This window comes from Pseudomonas sp. F(2018) (genome assembly GCF_005508865.1).
Lineage (GTDB): Bacteria > Pseudomonadota > Gammaproteobacteria > Pseudomonadales > Pseudomonadaceae > Aquipseudomonas.
On the sequence record NZ_SCOM01000002.1, the window covers coordinates 768,199 to 787,904 of the forward strand.

18 protein-coding genes are annotated in these 19,706 nt (G+C 63.8%); 16 read left to right on the top strand and 2 right to left on the bottom strand.

The window, feature by feature from the left end:
* The first annotated feature begins 25 nt into the window (after positions 1-25).
* Positions 26-898 carry an NAD(P)-dependent oxidoreductase gene (locus FFS62_RS11680; protein WP_137972984.1) on the top strand — a complete coding sequence of 291 codons (873 nt, stop codon included), beginning with the start codon at positions 26-28 and terminating at the stop codon, positions 896-898.
* 68 nt (positions 899-966) lie between these two features.
* On the opposite strand, the gene FFS62_RS11685 is transcribed toward FFS62_RS11680, so the two are convergent.
* Positions 967-1,308 (bottom strand): DMT family protein, encoded by a 342-nt coding sequence (locus tag FFS62_RS11685; RefSeq protein ID WP_137972985.1) that lies wholly within the window; start codon positions 1,306-1,308, stop codon positions 967-969.
* A gap of 142 nt (positions 1,309-1,450) precedes the next feature.
* On the opposite strand from FFS62_RS11685, the gene FFS62_RS11690 reads away from it, so the two are divergent.
* Positions 1,451-1,702: a YkgJ family cysteine cluster protein gene (locus FFS62_RS11690; RefSeq protein WP_137972986.1), complete on the top strand. Its 252-nt coding sequence runs from the start codon at positions 1,451-1,453 to the stop codon at positions 1,700-1,702.
* Between the two features lie 59 nt (positions 1,703-1,761).
* Complete coding sequence (locus tag FFS62_RS11695; RefSeq protein ID WP_137972987.1) at positions 1,762-2,367, top strand: START domain-containing protein; 606 nt, start codon at positions 1,762-1,764, stop codon at positions 2,365-2,367.
* 199 nt (positions 2,368-2,566) lie between these two features.
* Here FFS62_RS11695 and gltA read toward each other — a convergent pair whose 3' ends face one another.
* On the bottom strand, positions 2,567-3,856 hold the full coding sequence (gene gltA, locus FFS62_RS11700) for a citrate synthase (RefSeq protein WP_137972988.1): 1,290 nt from the start codon (positions 3,854-3,856) through the stop codon (positions 2,567-2,569).
* A 348-nt stretch (positions 3,857-4,204) separates the two neighbouring features.
* On the opposite strand from gltA, the gene sdhC reads away from it, so the two are divergent.
* The 13 genes from sdhC to FFS62_RS11765 all read left to right on the top strand — a co-directional run bounded on the left by sdhC (position 4,205) and on the right by FFS62_RS11765 (position 19,701).
* Positions 4,205-4,591, top strand: a complete 387-nt coding sequence (gene sdhC / locus FFS62_RS11705; protein WP_171016316.1) for a succinate dehydrogenase, cytochrome b556 subunit — start codon at positions 4,205-4,207, stop codon at positions 4,589-4,591.
* The gene (sdhD, locus tag FFS62_RS11710) at positions 4,585-4,953 is read left to right on the top strand and encodes a succinate dehydrogenase, hydrophobic membrane anchor protein (protein WP_137972989.1); all 369 of its coding nucleotides are present in this window, start codon (positions 4,585-4,587) and stop codon (positions 4,951-4,953) included. The genes sdhC and sdhD overlap by 7 nt, the downstream gene beginning before the upstream one ends.
* Before the next feature lie 3 nt (positions 4,954-4,956).
* Positions 4,957-6,732 carry a succinate dehydrogenase flavoprotein subunit gene (gene sdhA / locus FFS62_RS11715; RefSeq protein ID WP_137972990.1) on the top strand — a complete coding sequence of 592 codons (1,776 nt, stop codon included), beginning with the start codon at positions 4,957-4,959 and terminating at the stop codon, positions 6,730-6,732.
* 11 nt (positions 6,733-6,743) lie between these two features.
* Entirely contained in the window at positions 6,744-7,463 is a 720-nt protein-coding gene (locus FFS62_RS11720; RefSeq protein ID WP_137972991.1) for a succinate dehydrogenase iron-sulfur subunit, read from the top strand.
* A gap of 244 nt (positions 7,464-7,707) precedes the next feature.
* The gene (locus tag FFS62_RS11725; protein ID WP_137972992.1) at positions 7,708-10,539 is read left to right on the top strand and encodes a 2-oxoglutarate dehydrogenase E1 component; all 2,832 of its coding nucleotides are present in this window, start codon (positions 7,708-7,710) and stop codon (positions 10,537-10,539) included.
* Between the two features lie 72 nt (positions 10,540-10,611).
* The gene (gene odhB, locus FFS62_RS11730) at positions 10,612-11,832 is read left to right on the top strand and encodes a 2-oxoglutarate dehydrogenase complex dihydrolipoyllysine-residue succinyltransferase (protein ID WP_137972993.1); all 1,221 of its coding nucleotides are present in this window, start codon (positions 10,612-10,614) and stop codon (positions 11,830-11,832) included.
* A gap of 68 nt (positions 11,833-11,900) precedes the next feature.
* Positions 11,901-13,337, top strand: coding sequence for a dihydrolipoyl dehydrogenase (lpdA, locus tag FFS62_RS11735; protein WP_137972994.1), 1,437 nt, complete (start codon positions 11,901-11,903; stop codon positions 13,335-13,337).
* 187 nt (positions 13,338-13,524) lie between these two features.
* Positions 13,525-14,691 carry an ADP-forming succinate--CoA ligase subunit beta gene (gene sucC / locus FFS62_RS11740; protein ID WP_137972995.1) on the top strand — a complete coding sequence of 389 codons (1,167 nt, stop codon included), beginning with the start codon at positions 13,525-13,527 and terminating at the stop codon, positions 14,689-14,691.
* The gene (gene sucD / locus FFS62_RS11745) at positions 14,691-15,578 is read left to right on the top strand and encodes a succinate--CoA ligase subunit alpha (RefSeq protein ID WP_137972996.1); all 888 of its coding nucleotides are present in this window, start codon (positions 14,691-14,693) and stop codon (positions 15,576-15,578) included. The genes sucC and sucD overlap by 1 nt, the downstream gene beginning before the upstream one ends.
* A 287-nt stretch (positions 15,579-15,865) precedes the next feature.
* Entirely contained in the window at positions 15,866-17,179 is a 1,314-nt protein-coding gene (brnQ, locus tag FFS62_RS11750) for a branched-chain amino acid transport system II carrier protein (protein ID WP_137972997.1), read from the top strand.
* Positions 17,180-17,331: 152 nt separating this feature from the next.
* Entirely contained in the window at positions 17,332-18,138 is an 807-nt protein-coding gene (locus FFS62_RS11755) for an alpha/beta fold hydrolase (RefSeq protein WP_137972998.1), read from the top strand.
* Positions 18,135-18,998, top strand: coding sequence for an alpha/beta hydrolase (locus tag FFS62_RS11760; RefSeq protein WP_137972999.1), 864 nt, complete (start codon positions 18,135-18,137; stop codon positions 18,996-18,998). The genes FFS62_RS11755 and FFS62_RS11760 overlap by 4 nt, the downstream gene beginning before the upstream one ends.
* Before the next feature lie 49 nt (positions 18,999-19,047).
* Entirely contained in the window at positions 19,048-19,701 is a 654-nt protein-coding gene (locus FFS62_RS11765) for a glutathione S-transferase family protein (protein WP_137973000.1), read from the top strand.
* Positions 19,702-19,706 lie beyond the last annotated feature (5 nt).

Sequence of the window (19,706 nt, forward strand, 5' to 3'; positions counted from 1 at the left end):
ACACCAGTTAGCGAGGAGGTGGTGCATGGCAAAGGTGGCATTTATCGGTCTGGGCGTGATGGGTTTTCCCATGGCCGGGCATCTGGCGTGCGAAGGGCACGAGGTCTGCGTGTACAACCGCTCGCCGGCCAAGGTGCAGCTGTGGGAAGACGAGTTCGCCGGCGAGTCGGCGCCGACCCCGCGCGAGGCGGCCCAGGGCGCCGAGTTCGTGATGACCTGCGTCGGCAACGATGACGATCTGCGCAGCGTGCTGCTCGGCCCGGACGGCGCCTTCGCCGGCATGGCGGCCGGTAGCGTGCTGGTCGACCACACCACCGCCTCGGCCAACGTCGCCCGCGAGCTGGCGGCCGTGGCCGCCGAGCAGGGCCTGGGCTTTCTCGATGCACCGGTGTCCGGCGGCCAGGCTGGCGCCGAGAACGGCATGCTGACGGTGATGGTCGGCGGCGAGGAGGCTTTTTATAAGCGCGCCGAGCCGGTGATCGACGCCTACGCCAAGATGATCAAGCTGATGGGCCCGGTGGGCAGCGGCCAGCTGACCAAGATGGTCAACCAGATTTGCATCGGCGGCCTGGTCCAGGGGCTGTCCGAGGCCCTGCATTTTGCCCAGTGCGCCGGCCTCGACGGCCATGCGGCGATGGAAGTGATCAGCAAGGGCGCGGCGCAGTCCTGGCAACTGGAGAACCGCCACCAGACCATGCTGGCCGGCAAGTTCGACTTCGGCTTCGCCGTGGACTGGATGCGCAAGGATCTGTCGATCCTGCTGGAAGAGGCCCGCCGCAATGGCGCGCAGCTGCCGGTGACGGCGCTGGTCGATCAGTTCTATTCCGATGTGCAGGCCATGGGTGGCGGGCGCTGGGATACTTCCAGCCTGATCGCCCGCCTCAAGCAGCGTCCCTGAGCTGCATCGCCCGCCCGGTTCCGGGCGGGCTTGCTGGCGTCATTGCCCGTGCCAGGTTGCTGCCGGCCTCAGGCGCGGAAGATAAAGTACACCGCGCCCAGCAGGCACAGGCCCGCCCACAGGTAGTCCAGCTTCAGCGGCTGCTGCATCACATAGACGCTGAAGGGGACGAACACCGCCAGGGTGATGACCTCCTGCATGATCTTCAGCTGGCCCACCGACATCTCGGTGTAGCCGATGCGGTTGGCCGGCACCATGATCAGGTACTCGAACAGCGCGATGCCCCAGCTGACCAGCGCCGCGACCAGCCAGGGCTTGCTGTTCATGGTCTTCAGGTGGCCGTACCAGGCGAAGGTCATGAAGATGTTGGACAGGGTGAGCAAGGCTGCGGTTTGCATCCAGACCAGCATGGCGTTGTTCTCGTGGGGGAGGAAAGCCGCAAGCCTAAATAGCTGCGGGCTGCTGGCCAAGCCCCGGTTGCCGAGGCGCGGGGATGGAAGGCACGGCGCCCAGGCGTTAAGATCGCCGCCGCTCTGCGCATGAGAGGTCTTCATGGAATGTCGTGCCGGCTGCGGTGCCTGCTGCATCGCGCCTTCCATCAGTTCGCCGATTCCCGGTCTGCCTCAGGGCAAGGCCGCGGGCGAGCGCTGCCTGCACCTCACCGCCGAGTTCCTCTGCGCCATCTTCGGCAGCCCCGAGCGCCCGGATGTATGCTTGGCCTTTTCCGCCGCGGACTACGTGTGTGGCGATAGCCGCGAAGAGGCGATCCGCCTGATTGGCTGGCTGGAACAAGCCACCGCCTGAGCGAGTCGAACCCAGGCCCGGCGGCGCTGCCGGCGGGTCAATATCCCCAAGGAGCAATGATGATTGCATTGAGTCGAGCGGCCGCCATCTGTGGTCTGAGCCTGCTGGCGGCTGGTATGGCCCATGCCGAGGACTGGCAGCTGGCCAAGGACGAGGACGGCATCAAGATCTACCTGAGCGAGGTGCCGGGCTCCAAGTACAAGGCCTACCGCGGCGTGACCACCATCGCCAGCGATGTGGCGACCCTGCGCAAGCTGCAGGAAGACGTGAAGGGCTCCTGCGCCTGGATTCACGCCTGCGCCGAGCAGAGCCTGCTCAAGCACGAAGGCGCCGAGAGCTGGGTCTATACCCGCTTCGAGATGCCATGGCCGGTGGAAGCCCGTGATTCGGTGCTGCATGTGGTGTCGGAGCAGGGTGCCGATGGCAGCCTGACCCGCAAGATGGACGGTCAGCCCAAGTTCATTCCGCTCGACCAGGACCACACCCGGGTCACCAGCCTGCAGGGCTACTGGAGCCTGGTGCCGAAGGACGGCAAGGTAGAAGTCATCTACCAGGTGCACACCGAGCCGGGTGGCAGCGTGCCGTCCTGGCTGGCCAACAGCTTCGTGGTGGATGCGCCGTTCAATACCCTGAAGGGGTTGCGTGACCTGGCCGAGAAGCGCTGAGAACCTATCCCGAGTCTCTTGATCGTCGGCCATGCTGCGTTGAAATTGGGTTCGAGCTGCTCATTTACACCTCGTAAACTCCGCCCCCTCACCCAATTTCGCCTTGCCTGGCTCTAGCTCAAAAGATTCGGGACAGGCTCTTAGGCCGGAAATGAAAAAAGGCTGCCAATTGGCAGCCTTTTTCTTTGCCCCGCAAAACTTACTTGCGGTCTTCCAGCTTGACGTAGTCGCGCTTGTCGTAGCCGGTGTAGAGCTGGCGCGGACGGCCGATCTTGTACGGGCTGGACAGCATTTCCTTCCAGTGCGAGATCCAGCCGACGGTACGCGACAGGGCGAAGATCACGGTGAACATGCTGGTCGGGATGCCGATGGCCTTGAGGATGATGCCCGAGTAGAAGTCCACGTTCGGGTACAGGTTGCGTTCCTTGAAGTACGGATCGGTGAGGGCGATCTCTTCCAGGCGCATGGCCAGTTCCAGCTGCGGGTCGTTCTTGATGCCCAGCTCGGCCAGTACTTCGTCGCAGGTCTTTTTCATCACGGTGGCGCGCGGGTCGCGGTTTTTGTACACGCGGTGACCGAAGCCCATCAGCTTGAACGGATCGTTCTTGTCCTTGGCCTTGGCGATGAACTTGTCGATGTTCTCGACGCTGCCGATCTCGTCCAGCATGGTCAGCACGGCTTCGTTGGCGCCGCCGTGTGCCGGGCCCCACAGCGCGGCGATGCCGGCGGCGATACAGGCGAACGGGTTGGCGCCGGACGAACCGGCCAGACGTACGGTGGAGGTGGAGGCGTTCTGCTCATGGTCGGCGTGCAGGACGAAGATGCGGTCCATTGCCTTGGCCAGTACCGGGCTGATCGGTTTGATCTCGCACGGGGTGTTGAACATCATGTGCAGGAAGTTTTCCGCGTAGTTCAGGTCGTTACGCGGGTACATCATGGGCTGGCCCATGGAGTACTTGTACGCCATGGCGGCGATGGTCGGCATCTTGGCGATCAGGCGCATGGCCGAGACTTCGCGGTGCTGGGCGTTATTGATGTCCAGCGAGTCGTGGTAGAAGGCGGAGAGGGCGCCGACCACGCCGCACATGATGGCCATCGGGTGGGCATCGCGGCGGAAGCCGTTGAAGAAGCTCTTCAACTGCTCGTGAACCATGGTGTGGTTCTTGATGGTGCTGACGAACTTGGATTTCTGCTCGGCGGTCGGCAGTTCGCCGTTCAGCAGCAGGTAGCAGGTTTCCAGGTAGTCGGACTTCTCGGCCAGTTGCTCGATGGGGAAGCCGCGGTGCAGCAGGACACCGGCGTCGCCGTCGATGTAGGTGATCTTCGACTCGCAGGAGGCGGTCGACATAAAGCCAGGATCAAAGGTGAAGCGACCCGTGGCGGTCAGGCCCCTCACGTCGACAACATCGGGACCTACGGTGCCGGTCAATACGGGCAGCTCTACGGGGGCATTGCCCTCGATGATCAACTGCGCTTTTTTGTCAGCCATGTTCGGCCTCCTGTTTATGCTTGAAATCATCAGAAGCCCCCCACGCAGGGCCCGGGACACTATAGAGACATAAATCTGAAAGTCAATTTACTGGAACCCAGACAGCAGAGGGGTTTCAGCCCTTTTTTGGGGCAAGGGGAACGGCCTAATACGTCATTTATTAATGGCGTGCAATCCGCTTTTTGGGGTGGGCCATTACGTTGTCATTAGTTACCTAACTGTCTATACTCTGCGCCCGGCCGTCAGGGGCTTTAAGGCCTACAATTAGACGGCTGGCACTCCCTTGGTGAGGGGTACCTGACCAGTGCACTTCCCGACAACTTGCCCTGCTTGTTAGGGGCCTCTAGTGTGAAAAAAGCCGTGAATAGCCAACGACCTGTAAACCTAGATCTCAGGACAATCAAACTCCCGATCACAGCTTATACGTCCATTCTGCACCGTGTTTCCGGTGTCATCCTCTTCCTCGGTATCATCGTGATGCTCTATGCGCTCGATAAAACCCTGGCATCTGAGGAAGGCTTTGCAGAAGTACAGGCGTGCCTGACCAGTCCGCTGGCCAAGCTGATCATCTGGGGCCTGCTGTCCGCCCTGCTGTATCACCTGGTGGCCGGTGTACGCCACCTGATCATGGACATGGGTGTCGGCGAGTCGCTGGAAGGCGGCAAGCTGGGCTCGAAGATTGTCATCGCCGTTTCGGTGGTGGTCATTGTTCTGGCGGGGGTCTGGGTATGGTAACCAACGTAACCAACTTCTCGCGTTCGGGCCTCTACGACTGGATGGCCCAGCGCGTATCTGCGGTCGTTCTCGCGGCTTATTTCCTGTTCCTGATCGGCTACCTGGTAGCTCATCCGGGCCTCGGCTACGCCGAGTGGCATGCTCTGTTCTCCCATACTGCGATGCGCATCTTCAGCCTGCTGGCTCTGGTTGCTCTCATCGTGCACGCCTGGGTCGGTATGTGGACCATCACCACCGACTACCTGACGCCCATGGCCATCGGCCGCTGGGCGACCGGCGTGCGTTTCCTCGTCCAGGCGGTTTGCGGCGTGCTCCAGTTCGTCGTGTTCGTCTGGGGTGTGCAGATCCTGTGGGGTTTCTGATCCATGTCTAGCATTCGTACTCTTTCCTATGACGCCATCATCGTTGGTGGCGGCGGTGCCGGCATGCGTGCCGCACTGCAGCTGGCCCAGGGCGGTCACAAGACTGCCGTGGTGACCAAGGTCTTCCCGACCCGTTCGCACACCGTATCCGCCCAGGGCGGCATCACCTGCGCCATCGCTTCAGCCGACCCGAACGACGATTGGCGCTGGCACATGTACGACACCGTCAAGGGCTCCGACTACATCGGTGACCAGGACGCGATCGAATACATGTGTTCCGTCGGTCCGGAGGCCGTGTTCGAGCTCGAACACATGGGCCTGCCGTTCTCCCGTACCGAACAAGGCCGCATCTATCAGCGTCCGTTCGGTGGCCAGTCCAAGGGCCCGGACAATCCGTCCGTCCAGGCTGCCCGTACCTGCGCCGCGGCTGACCGTACCGGTCACGCTCTGCTGCACACCCTGTACCAGGCCAACCTGAAGGCCGGCACCTCGTTCCTCAACGAGTGGTACGCCGTCGACCTGGTGAAGAACCAGGACGGCGCCATCGTCGGCATCATCGCCATCTGCATCGAGACCGGCGAAACTGTCTACATCCGCTCCAAGGCCGTGGTTCTGGCCACTGGCGGTGCTGGCCGTATCTACGCCTCCACCACCAACGCCCTGATCAATACCGGCGACGGCGTGGGCATGGCCCTGCGTGCTGGCGTGCCGGTACAGGACATCGAGATGTGGCAGTTCCACCCGACCGGCATCGCCGGCGCCGGTGTACTGGTCACCGAAGGCTGCCGTGGTGAGGGTGGTTACCTGATCAACGCCCATGGCGAGCGCTTCATGGAGCGCTACGCACCGAATGCCAAAGACCTGGCCGGCCGCGACGTGGTCGCGCGCTCCATGGTCAAGGAAGTGATCGCCGGCAACGGCTGTGGCCCGGACAAGGACCACGTGCTGCTGAAGCTCGACCACCTCGGCGAAGAAGTGCTGCACAGCCGTCTGCCGGGCATCTGCGAACTGTCCAAGACCTTCGCTCACGTCGACCCGGTGCTCGCTCCGGTTCCGGTGATCCCCACCTGCCACTACATGATGGGCGGCGTTGCCACCAACATTCATGGCCAGGCCATCACCCAGGACATCAACGGCAACGACAAGATCATCGAAGGCCTGTTCGCCGTGGGTGAAGTCGCCTGCGTATCGGTGCACGGTGCCAACCGTCTGGGCGGCAACTCGCTGCTCGACCTGGTGGTATTCGGCCGCGCCGCTGGCCTGCACCTGGAAAAAGCGCTGAAGGAAGGCGTGGAAGTCCGTGGCGCCAGCGAAACCGACATCGAGGCTTCCCTGAAGCGTCTGTCCGGCGTCAACGAGCGCAGCAGCGGCGAAGACGTGGCTCCGCTGCGTAAAGAGCTGCAACAGTGCATGCAGAACTACTTCGGCGTATTCCGTACCGGCGAATACATGAAGAAGGGCATCACTCAGCTGGCCGATCTGCGCGAGCGCATCGCCAACGTCAAGATTGCCGACAAGAGCCAGGCCTTCAATACCGCGCGTATCGAAGCGCTGGAGCTGCAGAACCTGCTGGAAGTGGCCGAAGCCACTGCCATCGCCGCCGACACCCGTACCGAGTCCCGTGGCGCCCACGCCCGCGAAGACTACGAGGACCGCGACGACACCAACTGGCTGTGCCACTCCCTGTACTTCCCGGGTGAGAAACGTGTTGCCAAGCGCGCTGTGAACTTCGCGCCGAAGACCGTTCCTGCATTTGAACCCAAAGTACGTACTTATTAAGGGTGGCCACCATGTCTCTTGGTAACACTTTGCAAGTCAGCGTTTATCGCTACAACCCGGAAAAAGACGCCGCGCCGTTCATGCAGGATTTCACCGTGCAGATCGACGGCAAGGACCTGATGGTTCTCGACGTGCTGGCCCTGATCAAGGAACAGGACGAAGGCTTCTCCTACCGTCGCTCCTGCCGTGAAGGCGTGTGCGGTTCCGACGGCATGAACATCAGCGGCAAGAACGGCCTGGCCTGCATCACCCCGATCTCCACCGTGGTGAAGGGCAACAAGCTGGTCATCCGTCCGCTGCCGGGTCTGCCGGTCATTCGTGACCTGGTCGTCGACATGAGCATCTTCTACAAGCAGTACGAGAAGGTGCAGCCGTTCCTGCAGAACGATACGCCGGCTCCGGCCATCGAGCGTCTGCAGAGCCCGGAAGAGCGCGAGAAGCTGGATGGTCTGTACGAGTGCATCCTGTGCGCGTGCTGCTCCACCAGTTGCCCGTCCTTCTGGTGGAACCCGGACAAGTTCCTCGGTCCCGCCGCGCTGCTGCAGGCCTATCGCTTCCTGGCCGACAGCCGCGACACCAAGACCGCCGAGCGTCTGGCGTCCCTGGATGACCCGTTCAGCGTGTTCCGCTGCCGCGGCATCATGAACTGCGTGAACGTGTGCCCCAAGGGTCTGAACCCGACCAAGGCCATCGGTCACGTACGTAACATGCTGCTGCAGAGCGGTACCTGATTCAGCGTTTCACGTTACACCTGCGTCGGCGGAACGATTCGCCGGCGCAGTAAAGCCAGAGCCCCAGCTCACAAAGCCAGGGCTCTTATTTGAAAGAAAAATGACGACCAGCAGGGGCATCCGGGCTGGTACCCGGACTATCTGCGGGATCCGTAGTGGCTTACCAGGTCGCTGCTTCAGGACTATGAATGGCCCAGCTACGGCTTCCACGCCGGTGGTGTCCCCTTACCGAGGGTGACCAAGCATGCAAGAAAGCGTGATGCAGCGCATGTGGGACAGCGCCCACCTATCCGGTGGCAACGCGGCCTACGTGGAAGAGCTCTATGAGCTCTACCTGCACGATCCCAACGCTGTGCCCGAAGAGTGGCGCACCTACTTCCAGAAACTGCCGGCCGACGGGAATACCGTCACCGACGTTTCGCACTCCACTGTCCGCGATCATTTCGTGCTGCTGGCCAAGAACCAGCGCCGTGCTCAACCGGTTTCCGCCGGGAGCGTGAGCAGCGAGCACGAGAAGAAGCAGGTGGAAGTTCTGCGTCTGATCCAGGCATATCGCATGCGCGGCCATCAGGCCTCCACGCTCGACCCGCTGGGTCTGTGGCAGCGTCCTGCGCCAGCCGATCTGGCGGTCCATCACTATGGGCTGACCAACGCCGACCTCGACACCACCTTCCGTACCGGTGAGCTTTACATCGGCAAGGAGGAGGCGACTCTACGGGAAATCCACGAGTCGTTGCAGCAGACATATTGCCGCACCATCGGCGCCGAGTTCACCCACATCGTCGATTCCGAGCAGCGCAAGTGGTTCCAGCAGCGTCTGGAAAGCGTGCGCGGCCGCCCGGCCTACTCGGTCGAGGTGCAGAGCCATCTGCTCGAGCGCCTGACCGCCGCCGAAGGCCTGGAAAAGTACCTGGGCACCAAGTACCCGGGCACCAAGCGCTTCGGTCTGGAAGGCGGCGAGAGCCTGATCCCGCTGCTGGACGAGATCATCCAGCGCTGTGGCTCCTACGGCACCAAGGAAATCGTCATCGGCATGGCCCACCGCGGCCGTCTGAACGTACTGGTCAACACCTTCGGCAAGAACCCGCGCGACCTGTTCGACGAGTTCGAAGGCAAGCAGGTCGAAGGCCTGTCGTCCGGCGACGTGAAGTACCACCAGGGCTTCTCCTCCAACGTCATGACCTCGGGTGGCGAAGTGCACCTGGCGCTGGCGTTCAACCCTTCGCACCTGGAGATCGTCTCTCCGGTGGTCGAGGGTTCGGTGCGTGCCCGTCAGGACCGCCGTCAGGACTCGACCGGTGACAAGGTGCTGCCAATTTCCATCCACGGTGACGCGGCGTTCGCCGGTCAGGGTGTGGTCATGGAAACCTTCCAGATGTCGCAGACCCGTGCTTACAAGACCGGCGGCACCATCCACATCGTGATCAACAACCAGGTCGGCTTCACCACCAGCCGTGCCGACGACTCGCGCTCCACCGAGTACGCCACCGACGTGGCGAAGATGATCCAGGCGCCGATCCTGCACGTGAACGGCGACGACCCGGAAGCGGTGCTGTTCGTCACCCAGCTGGCCGTCGACTACCGCATGCAGTTCAAGCGTGACGTGGTCATCGACCTGGTCTGCTACCGTCGCCGTGGCCACAACGAGGCCGACGAGCCGAGCGGCACCCAGCCGCTGATGTACCAGCAGATCGCCAAGCAGCGCACCACCCGGGAGCTGTACGCCGAGCGTCTGGTGCAGTCCGGCCGTGTCGCCGAAGACGCGGTCAACGCCCGCATCGAGGAATACCGCAGCGCGCTGGACAACGGCCAGCACGTGGTCAAGAGCCTGGTCAAGGAGCCGAACAAGGAACTGTTCGTCGACTGGCGTCCGTACCTGGGGCATGCCTGGACCGCGCGTCACGACACCCGTTGCGATCTGAAGACCCTGCAGGACCTGGCCGGCAAGCTGCTGGAAATCCCGGAAGGCTTCGTGCTCCAGCGTCAGGTCTCCAAGGTGCTGGAAGACCGCGCCAAGATGACCGCCGGCGCCATGCCGATCAACTGGGGCTACGCCGAGAACCTGGCGTACGCGACCCTGCTGTTCGAAGGCCACCCGGTGCGCATGACCGGCCAGGACGTCGGCCGCGGCACCTTCTCGCACCGCCATGCGGCGCTGCACAACCAGAAGGACGCGACCACCTACCTGCCGCTGCAGAACCTCTACGAGGGTCAGCCGCGCTTCCAGCTGTACGACTCCTTCCTCTCGGAAGAAGCGGTACTGGCCTTCGAATATGGCTACTCCACCACCATGCCCAACGCGCTGGTGATCTGGGAAGCCCAGTTCGGCGACTTCGCCAACGGCGCCCAGGTGGTGTTCGACCAGTTCATCTCCAGCGGCGAGCACAAGTGGGGACGTCTGTGCGGCCTGACCATGCTGCTGCCGCACGGCTATGAAGGGCAGGGCCCGGAGCACAGCTCCGCGCGTCTGGAGCGTTACCTGCAGCTGTGCGCCGAGCACAACATGCAGGTCTGCGTGCCGACCACCCCGGCGCAGGTCTACCACATGCTGCGTCGCCAGGTGATCCGCCCGCTGCGCAAGCCGCTGGTGGTACTGACGCCGAAGTCGCTGCTGCGCCACCCGCTGGCCATCTCGACCCTGGAAGAACTGGCCGAAGGCTCGTTCCAGACCGCCATCGGCGAGATCGATCAGATCGATCCGAAGAAGGTCGAACGTCTCGTGCTGTGCAGCGGCAAGGTGTACTACGACCTGCTGGCCAAGCGCCGTGCAGAGGGTCGCGAGGACATCGCCATCGTGCGTATCGAGCAGCTCTATCCGTTCCCGGAAGACGATCTGGCCGAGATTCTGGCGCCGTACAAGAACCTCAAGCACATCGTCTGGTGTCAGGAAGAGCCGATGAACCAGGGCGCCTGGTATTGCAGCCAGCACCACATGCGTCGTGTCGCTTCCGCGCACAAGAAGGAGCTGTTCCTTCAGTACGCCGGCCGCGATGCCTCGGCTGCCCCGGCCTGTGGTTACGCTTCGATGCACGCCGAACAGCAGGAAAAACTGCTGAACGACGCCTTTACTGTTTAACGCCTTCGCGTATCGAGGTGGCGGCACGGGCCGCCACCTCCTTGAAGAAAACGAATTTAAGGAACACAGAGAATGGCTATCGAGATCAAAGCCCCAACCTTCCCGGAATCGGTTGCCGACGGCACCGTCGCTACCTGGCACAAGAAGCCGGGCGATGCGGTCAAGCGCGATGAGCTGATCGTCGACATCGAAACCGACAAGGTGGTGATGGAAGTACTCGCCGAAGCCGACGGCGTTCTCGCCGAAATCGTCAAGAACGAGGGCGACACCGTCCTCTCCGGCGAACTGCTGGGCAAACTGGGTGACGCCGGCGCTGCCGTCGTCGCTCCGGCCGCTGCTCCTGCTGCCGCACCGGCCGCCGCTGCCGCTCCGGCTGCTGCCGCCGATGACGACGCCATCCTGTCGCCGGCCGCGCGCAAGATCGCCGAAGAGGGCGGTATCGACCCCAACAGTATCACCGGCACCGGCAAGGGTGGTCGCGTGACCAAGGAAGACGCCGTCGCTGCCGTCGCCGCCAAGAAGTCCGCTCCGGCCGCTGCCGCCAAGCCGGCCGCTCCGGCTGCCGAGGCTCCGGTATTCTCCGCCGGCGACCGCGTCGAGAAGCGCGTACCGATGACCCGCCTGCGTGCCAAGGTTGCCGAGCGTCTGGTCGAAGCCCAGTCCACCATGGCCATGCTGACCACCTTCAACGAAGTGGACATGCACGAAGTCATGGCCCTGCGTTCGAAGTACAAGGACCTGTTCGAGAAGACCCACAACGGCGTGCGCCTGGGCTTCATGTCCTTCTTCGTCAAGGCAGCAGTCGAGGCGCTGAAGCGCTTCCCGGCGGTCAACGCCTCGATCGATGGCAACGACATCGTCTACCACGGCTACCAGGACATCGGCGTTGCCGTATCCAGCGACCGTGGCCTGGTGGTTCCGGTGCTGCGCAACGCCGAGCTGATGAGCCTGGCCGAAGTCGAGAACGGCATCGCCACCTTCGGCAAGAAGGCTCGCGACGGCAAGCTGTCGATCGAAGAGATGACCGGTGGCACCTTCACCATCACCAACGGCGGTACCTTCGGTTCGATGATGTCGACCCCGATCGTCAACCCGCCGCAGGCCGCGATCCTCGGCATGCACAACATCATCCAGCGTCCGGTGGCCATCAATGGTCAGGTCGTCATCCGCCCGATGATGTACCTGGCACTGTCCTACGATCACCGCCTGATCGATGGCAAGGAAGCGGTCAGCTTCCTGGTGACCATCAAGAATCTGCTGGAAGACCCGGCTCGCCTGCTGCTGGACATCTGATCCCACGGCTGCGCAACGCGGTGGCCCCCACAAGGGGCCACCCGGTTTTATTCGAGAAGGAATGAGTTATGACCCAGAAATTCGACGTGGTAGTGATTGGCGCTGGCCCCGGGGGCTACGTGGCCGCCATCAAGGCCGCGCAACTCGGTCTGAAGACCGCCTGCATCGAGAAGTACCAGGACAAGGATGGCAAGGTCGCCCTGGGCGGCACCTGCCTGAACGTCGGCTGCATTCCGTCCAAGGCGCTGCTGGACAGCTCCTACAAGTACCATGAGGCCCACGAGGGCTTCAAAGTCCATGGCATCGAGGCCAAGGGTGTCACCATCGACGTGCCGCAGATGGTCGCGCGCAAGAACACCATCATCAAGAACCTGACCGGCGGCGTCGCCGGCCTGTTCAAGTCCAACGGCGTGACCCTGCTGGAAGGCCACGGCAAGCTGCTGGCCGGCAAGAAGGTCGAAGTCACCGGCCTGGACGGCAAGACCCAGATCGTCGAGGCCGACAACGTGATCCTGGCTTCCGGCTCCCGCCCCGTCGACATCCCGCCGGCTCCGGTCGATCAGGACGTCATCGTCGACTCCACCGGCGCCCTGGAATTCCAGGCCGTGCCGAAGAAGCTGGGCGTGATCGGCGCCGGTGTCATCGGCCTGGAGCTGGGCTCGGTATGGGCCCGCCTGGGTGCTGAAGTCACCGTGCTGGAGGCCATGGACAAGTTCCTCGCTTCCGCCGACGAGCAGATATCCAAGGAAGCCCTGAAGATCCTCGGCAAGCAGGGGCTGGACATCCGCCTGGGCGCCCGCGTCACCGGCAGCGAAGTGAAGAAGAAGCAGGTTACTGTGACCTTCACCGACGCCACCGGCGAGCAGAAGCTGACCTTCGACAAGCTGATCGTCGCCGTCGGCCGTCGCCCGGTGACCACCGACCTGCTGGCCGCCGACAGTGGCGTGACCCTGGACGAGCGTGGCTTCATCTTCGTCAACGACCAGTGCGAAACCAGCGTACCGGGCGTCTACGCCATCGGTGACGTGGTGCGTGGCGCGATGCTCGCGCACAAGGCCTCGGAAGAGGGCGTGATGGTTGCCGAGCGCATCAAGGGCCACAAGGCCCAGATGAACTACGACCTGATCCCGTCGGTCATCTACACACACCCGGAAATCGCCTGGGTCGGCAAGACCGAGCAGCAGCTCAAGGCCGAAGGCGTCGAGATCAACGTCGGCACCTTCCCGTTCGCCGCCAGCGGCCGCGCCATGGCTGCCAACGACACCGCCGGTCTGGTCAAGGTCATCGCCGATGCCAAGACCGACCGCGTGCTGGGCGTGCATGTGATCGGCCCGAGCGCGGCCGAGCTGGTCCAGCAGGGCGCCATCGGCATGGAATTCGGCACCAGTGCCGAAGACCTGGGCATGATGGTGTTCTCGCACCCGACCCTGTCCGAGGCGCTTCACGAAGCGGCCCTGGCGGTGAATGGCCACGCCATCCACATCGCCAATCGCAAGAAGCGCTGATGCGTGCCGCGCCCCGCCTAAACGCGGGGCGCTTCAGGAAAGACCACGGCGGACGGCCCGTGGCGGTTCGCAAGAACCAGTCGCAGGAATGTCCGTCGGACTGCTAACCAGTGCAGTCACAGGTGGCGCGGCGCCTCGAGCGCAGCGCCGAAATGCGCAATACCTAAACGAAGAACGGTAGATAAGCATGAATCTTCACGAGTATCAGGGTAAGCAGCTGTTCGCTGAATACGGCCTGCCGGTTTCCACTGGCTTCGCCGTTGACACCCCGGAAGAAGCGGCTGCGGCCTGCGAAAAGATCGGTGGCAGCGAGTGGGTTGTCAAAGCCCAGGTGCACGCCGGTGGCCGCGGTAAAGCGGGCGGCGTCAAGCTGGTCAAGAACAAGGAAGACGCCAAGGCGTTCGCCGCCAACTGGCTGGGCAAGCGTCTGGTGACCTACCAGACAGACGCCAACGGTCAGCCGGTCAGCAAGATCCTGGTTGAGTCCTGCACCGACATCGACAAGGAGCTGTACCTCGGCGCCGTCGTCGACCGTTCCAGCCGCCGTATCGTGTTCATGGCTTCCACCGAAGGTGGCGTGGACATCGAGAAAGTCGCTCACGAGACTCCCGAGAAGATTCTCAAGGCCACCATCGACCCGCTGGTCGGCGCTCAGCCGTACCAGGGCCGCGAGCTGGCCTTCCAGCTGGGCCTGCAAGGCGACCAGATCAAGCAGTTCACCCACATCTTCGTCAACCTGGGCAAGCTGTTCCAGGACTACGACCTGGCGCTGCTGGAAGTGAACCCGCTGGTGATCAAGAAAGACGGCAACCTGCACTGCCTGGACGCCAAGATCAACATCGACGCCAACGCCATGTACCGTCAGCCCAAGCTGCGCGCCATGCACGACCCGTCCCAGGACGACGCTCGTGAAGCCCATGCGCAGAAGTGGGAACTGAACTACGTCGCGCTGGAAGGCAACATCGGTTGCATGGTCAACGGTGCCGGCCTGGCCATGGGCACCATGGACATCGTCAACCTGCACGGCGGCAAGCCGGCCAACTTCCTCGACGTCGGCGGCGGCGCTACCAAAGAGCGCGTGACCGAGGCCTTCAAGATCATCCTGTCCGACAGCAACGTGGCTGCCGTTCTGGTGAACATCTTCGGCGGCATCGTGCGCTGCGACATGATCGCCGAAGGCATCATCGGCGCCGTGAAAGAAGTCGGCGTGAAGATCCCGGTCGTGGTTCGTCTGGAAGGTAACAATGCCGAGCTGGGCGCCAAGGTCCTGGCCGACAGCGGTCTGAACATCATCGCGGCTACCAGCCTCACCGACGCTGCCCAGCAGGTCGTCAAAGCCGCGGAGGGCAAGTAATGAGCGTCCTGATCAATAAAGACACCAAAGTCATCTGCCAGGGCTTCACCGGCTCGCAGGGTACTTTCCACTCCGAACAAGCCATCGCCTACGGCACCAAGATGGTTGGCGGCGTGACCCCGGGCAAGGGTGGCACCACTCACCTGGGCCTGCCGGTGTTCAACACCGTCAAGGAAGCCGTTGACGCCACCGGCGCCACCGCTTCGGTGATCTACGTTCCGGCTCCGTTCTGCAAGGACTCGATCCTGGAAGCGGCCTACGGCGGCATCAAGCTGATCGTGTGCATCACCGAAGGCATCCCGACCCTTGACATGCTGGACGCCAAGGTCAAGTGCGACGAGCTGGGCGTACGCCTGATCGGCCCGAACTGCCCGGGCGTGATCACTCCCGGCGAGTGCAAGATCGGCATCATGCCGGGTCACATCCACCTGCCGGGCAAGGTAGGCATCGTGTCGCGTTCCGGCACCCTGACCTATGAAGCCGTGAAGCAGACCACCGACGCCGGCTTCGGCCAGTCCACCTGCGTGGGCATCGGTGGTGACCCGATCCCGGGCTCCAACTTCATCGACATCCTGAAGCTGTTCCAGGAAGACCCGAAGACCGAAGCGATCGTCATGATCGGTGAAATCGGCGGTTCCGCTGAAGAAGAAGCTGCTGCCTACATCAAGGCCAACGTCACCAAGCCTGTAGTTTCCTACATCGCTGGTGTGACCGCTCCGCCCGGCAAGCGCATGGGCCACGCCGGCGCCATCATCTCCGGTGGTAAAGGCACCGCGGACGAGAAGTTCGCTGCCCTGCAGGACGCCGGTGTGAAAACCGTGCGTTCGCTGGCCGACATCGGCAAGGCCCTGGCCGAGCTGACCGGTTGGGAAGTCAAGAAAGCCTGAGGCTGACTTGATCGGAAAGAGGCCACCTACGGGTGGCCTTTTTCATTGCTGTCCAGACGGCCAGAAAATTGCCGCCAGGCGACAGATTGTTTCCGCTGTTCGACAGCTCGACCGCTGTCCGCCGCGGCCGGCGAGAAATTTCGTTAGGCTTGCAACTATCTACCCGCTCGCACCTCACAAGGGCGCGCAGCAGGAGCTTCGGCGATCGACCCGGACCGGGCAGAGAGCCTATTCCTAATCCAAGGGAACCCTCTGCTTTCCTTCTACTGCCAGTGGTAATTCCTCCTATGACTCGCTTGAAAGGCCCGGACCTGTTGGCTCTGGGATTCATGACTTTTGCCCTGTTCGTCGGGGCCGGCAACATCATCTTCCCGCCTATCGTCGGCCTGCAGGCCGGCCCGAGCGTGTGGATCGCCGCCCTGGGCTTCCTGATCACCGCAGTCGGTCTGCCGGTGATCACCGTGATCGCCCTGGCCAAGGTCGGTGGCGCCATGGACAGCCTGAGCAGCCCGATCGGCAAGACCGCCGGCACCATCCTCGCCGCCGTCTGCTACCTCGCCGTGGGCCCGCTGTTCGCCACCCCACGCACCGCCACAGTGTCCTTCGAAGTCGGCCTGGCGCCGCTGACCGGCAACGCGCCGCTGCCGCTGTTCCTCTACAGCCTGGTGTACTTCGCCGTGGTGCTGGCCGTGTCGCTCTATCCGGGCCGCCTGCTCGATAGCGTCGGCCGCGTGCTGGCGCCGCTGAAGATCATCGCCCTGGCCATCCTCGGCGTGGCCGCGTTCATGCTGCCGCTGGGCGAGATCGGCGAGGCGACCCCGGCCTACCAGGCCGCACCGTTCTCCCAGGGCTTCATCAATGGCTACCTGACCATGGATACCCTCGGCGCCCTGGTATTCGGCATCGTCATCGTCAACGCCATCCGCTCGCGCGGTGTCGAGTCGCCGCGCCTGATCACCCGCTACGCCATCATCGCCGGGCTGATCGCCGGCGTCGGCCTGGCACTGGTCTATATCAGCCTGTTCCGCCTGGGAGCCGGCAGCCACGGCATCGCCGGTGACGCCACCAATGGCGCGGCGGTGCTGCATGCCTATGTGCAGCACACCTTCGGTGACCTCGGCAGTACCTTCCTCGCCGCGCTGATCTCGCTGGCCTGCCTGGTCACCGCCGTGGGCCTGACCTGCGCCTGCGCCGAGTACTTCAGCCGCCTGCTGTCGCTGTCCTACCGCACCCTGGTGTTGCTGCTGGCCGGCTTCTCGCTGCTGGTGTCCAACCTCGGCCTGTCGACCCTGATCCAGGTCTCGGTGCCCGTGCTGACCGCGATCTACCCGCCGTGCATCGTGCTGGTGGCGCTGAGCTTCTGCTGGAACCTGTGGAACTCGCCGGGTCGCGTGGTTGCGCCGGTGATGCTGGTGGCGCTGCTGTTCGGCCTGGTCGATGCGGTCAACGCCGCCGGTTTCGCTGCCCAGCTGCCGCTGCTGCTCAAGCACCTGCCGCTGGCCGAGCAGGGCCTCGGCTGGCTGGTGCCCTCGGTGCTGACCCTGATCGCCGCGCTGATCTTCGACCGCCTGCGCGGCGAGCCGGCGACCCAGACCGCCTGATCCAGGACTCGGGGCTGCGCAATGCAGCCCCTCTGGCGCGCACGTTTTGGCGCGCTGCACCTGTTGTTTGGCGCTTCTGGCATCTTCTGCCGATTGCCGCCCGGCCGGGTGTGCCGGACAATCGCCGGGAATCCTTTTGCAGTCCGTCCGCCATGTCGCAAACCATCTTCTTCGCCCACGCCAACGGCTTCCCCTCGGCCACCTACGGCAAGCTGTTCGCCGCCCTGGCGCCGGACTACCAGGTGCAGCACCTGGAGCAGCACGGCCATGATCCGCGCTTTCCGGTGGACGACAACTGGAACAACCTGGTCGACGAGCTGATCCTGCACCTGGAGCAGGGCGCCGAACCGGTATGGGGCGTAGGCCACTCCCTTGGTGGCGTGCTGCACTATCACGCCGCGCTGCGCCACCCCGAGCTGTACCGCGGTGTGGTGATGCTGGATTCGCCGCTGCTGACCGGCGTCGATCGCCTGGTGATCCGCGCGGCCAAGCGCTTCGGCTTTATCGACAAGATCACTCCGGCCGGGCGTACCGTCGGCCGCCGCGAGGCCTTCGGCAACTTCAGCGAGGCCCGCGACTACTTCGCCGGCAAGACCCTGTTCCGTCGTTTCGACCCCGATTGCCTGGACGCCTACGTGCGCCACGGCCTGCGTGAGGAGGGGCAGGGGCTGCGTCTGCGCTTCGATCCGGTCACCGAGATCACTATCTACCGCAGCGTGCCGCACACCGTACCGGGCCGCCCGCAGCAACTCGCCGTACCGCTGGCCGTGGTGCGTGGCCGGCACAGCAAGGTGGTACTGCCGCACCATGCGCGTCAGGTCAGCCGCATTCGTCAGGGCGAATACTTGAGCCTGCCCGGCGGGCACATGTTCCCGCTGGAGCGTCCGCAGGACACCGCACGCCTGCTGCGCGAGCTGTTCGGCCGCTGGCAGGGGCAGGGCATGGAGCGTTCGGCATGAGCCTGAGAGTCGAGGAAACCCGTTTCAGCCTGCCGCACGTGGAGCTGGCCGCGCACCTGTTCGGCCCCGAAGACGGCATCCCGGTCATCGCACTGCACGGCTGGCTGGACAATGCCATGACCTTCGCGCGCCTGGCGCCGAAGCTGGAAGGGCTGCGCATCGTCGCCCTGGATTTCCCCGGCCACGGCCATTCCGGGCACTACGCCAGCAACTCCAGCTACAGCATGTGGGAGTACCTGGAGGATGTGCTGCTGGTGGCCGAGCAGCTCGGCTGGGAGCGTTTCAATCTGCTCGGGCATTCCATGGGGGCGATCATTTCGACCCTGCTGGCGGCCGCGTTGCCGGAGCGGGTCGAGCGCCTGGCGCTGATCGACGGCCTGGTGCCGTACACGGCGGAGGCCGACAGTGCGCCCAAGCGCCTGGGCGATGCACTGCGTTCGCGCCTGGCGGTGCGCGACAAGCAGAAGCCGGTCTACCCGAACCTGGACAAGGCCGTCGAGGCGCGCATGCGTGGCGTGGTCGCGGTCAGCCGCGAGGCCGCCGAGCTGCTGGCCCAGCGCGGCCTGGAGCCTGTGCCGGGTGGCTACACCTGGCGCACCGATATCCGCCTGACCCTGCCGTCGGTGATGCGCCTGACCTTCGCCCATGTCGAGCAGTTCATCGGCGCCGTGCAGTGCCCGGTCAGCCTGATCCTCGCCGAGGGTGGGCAGATGAACGTCGAGCCGCGCCTGAAGAGCCTGGTCGAGGGCACCGCCTTCGAGACCCACATCCTGCCCGGCGGCCATCACCTGCACCTCAACGACGAGGCCGGTGCGCAGCAGGTCGCAGACTGTTTCAATCCATTCTTCCGCCGCGCTTGACGCGGCCCCGGCAACTGCCGAGGCTGTGCAGGTCGTATCGGAGATTGCCATGATCGATCTGTACACCGCCGCCACGCCGAACGGACACAAGGTGTCCATCGCGCTGGAGGAGCTGGGCCTGCCTTACCAGGTACACGCGCTGTCCTTCGACAAGAAGGAGCAGAAGGCCCCCGAGTTCCTGCGCATCAACCCCAACGGCCGCATCCCGGCCATCGTCGACGACGGCTTCGCCGTGTTCGAGTCCGGCGCCATCCTCATCTACCTGGCCGAGAAGACCGGCAAGCTGCTGCCCAGCGACGCCAAGGGCCGCTCGCTGGCGATCCAGTGGCTGATGCTCCAGATGGGCGGAGTAGGGCCCATGCAGGGCCAGGCCAACGTGTTCTTCCGCTATTTCCCGGAGAAGCTGCAGGGCGCCATCGACCGCTACCAGCACGAGACCCGCCGCCTCTACGAGGTGCTCGACAGTCGCCTGGGCGAGGCCGAGTACCTGGCCGGCGACTACGGTATCGCCGACATCGCCACCTATCCCTGGGTGCGTGTGCACGACTGGGCCGGTGTCTCGGTGGATGGCCTGGAGCATCTGCAGCGCTGGATGGCGGCGCTCGACGCGCGCCCGGCAGTGCAGCGCGGCCTGCTGATACCGGAGCGGGCCAAGGACGATGATCGCGTGGTGAAAACCGCGCAGAGCATGCTGACACGCTAAGGAGC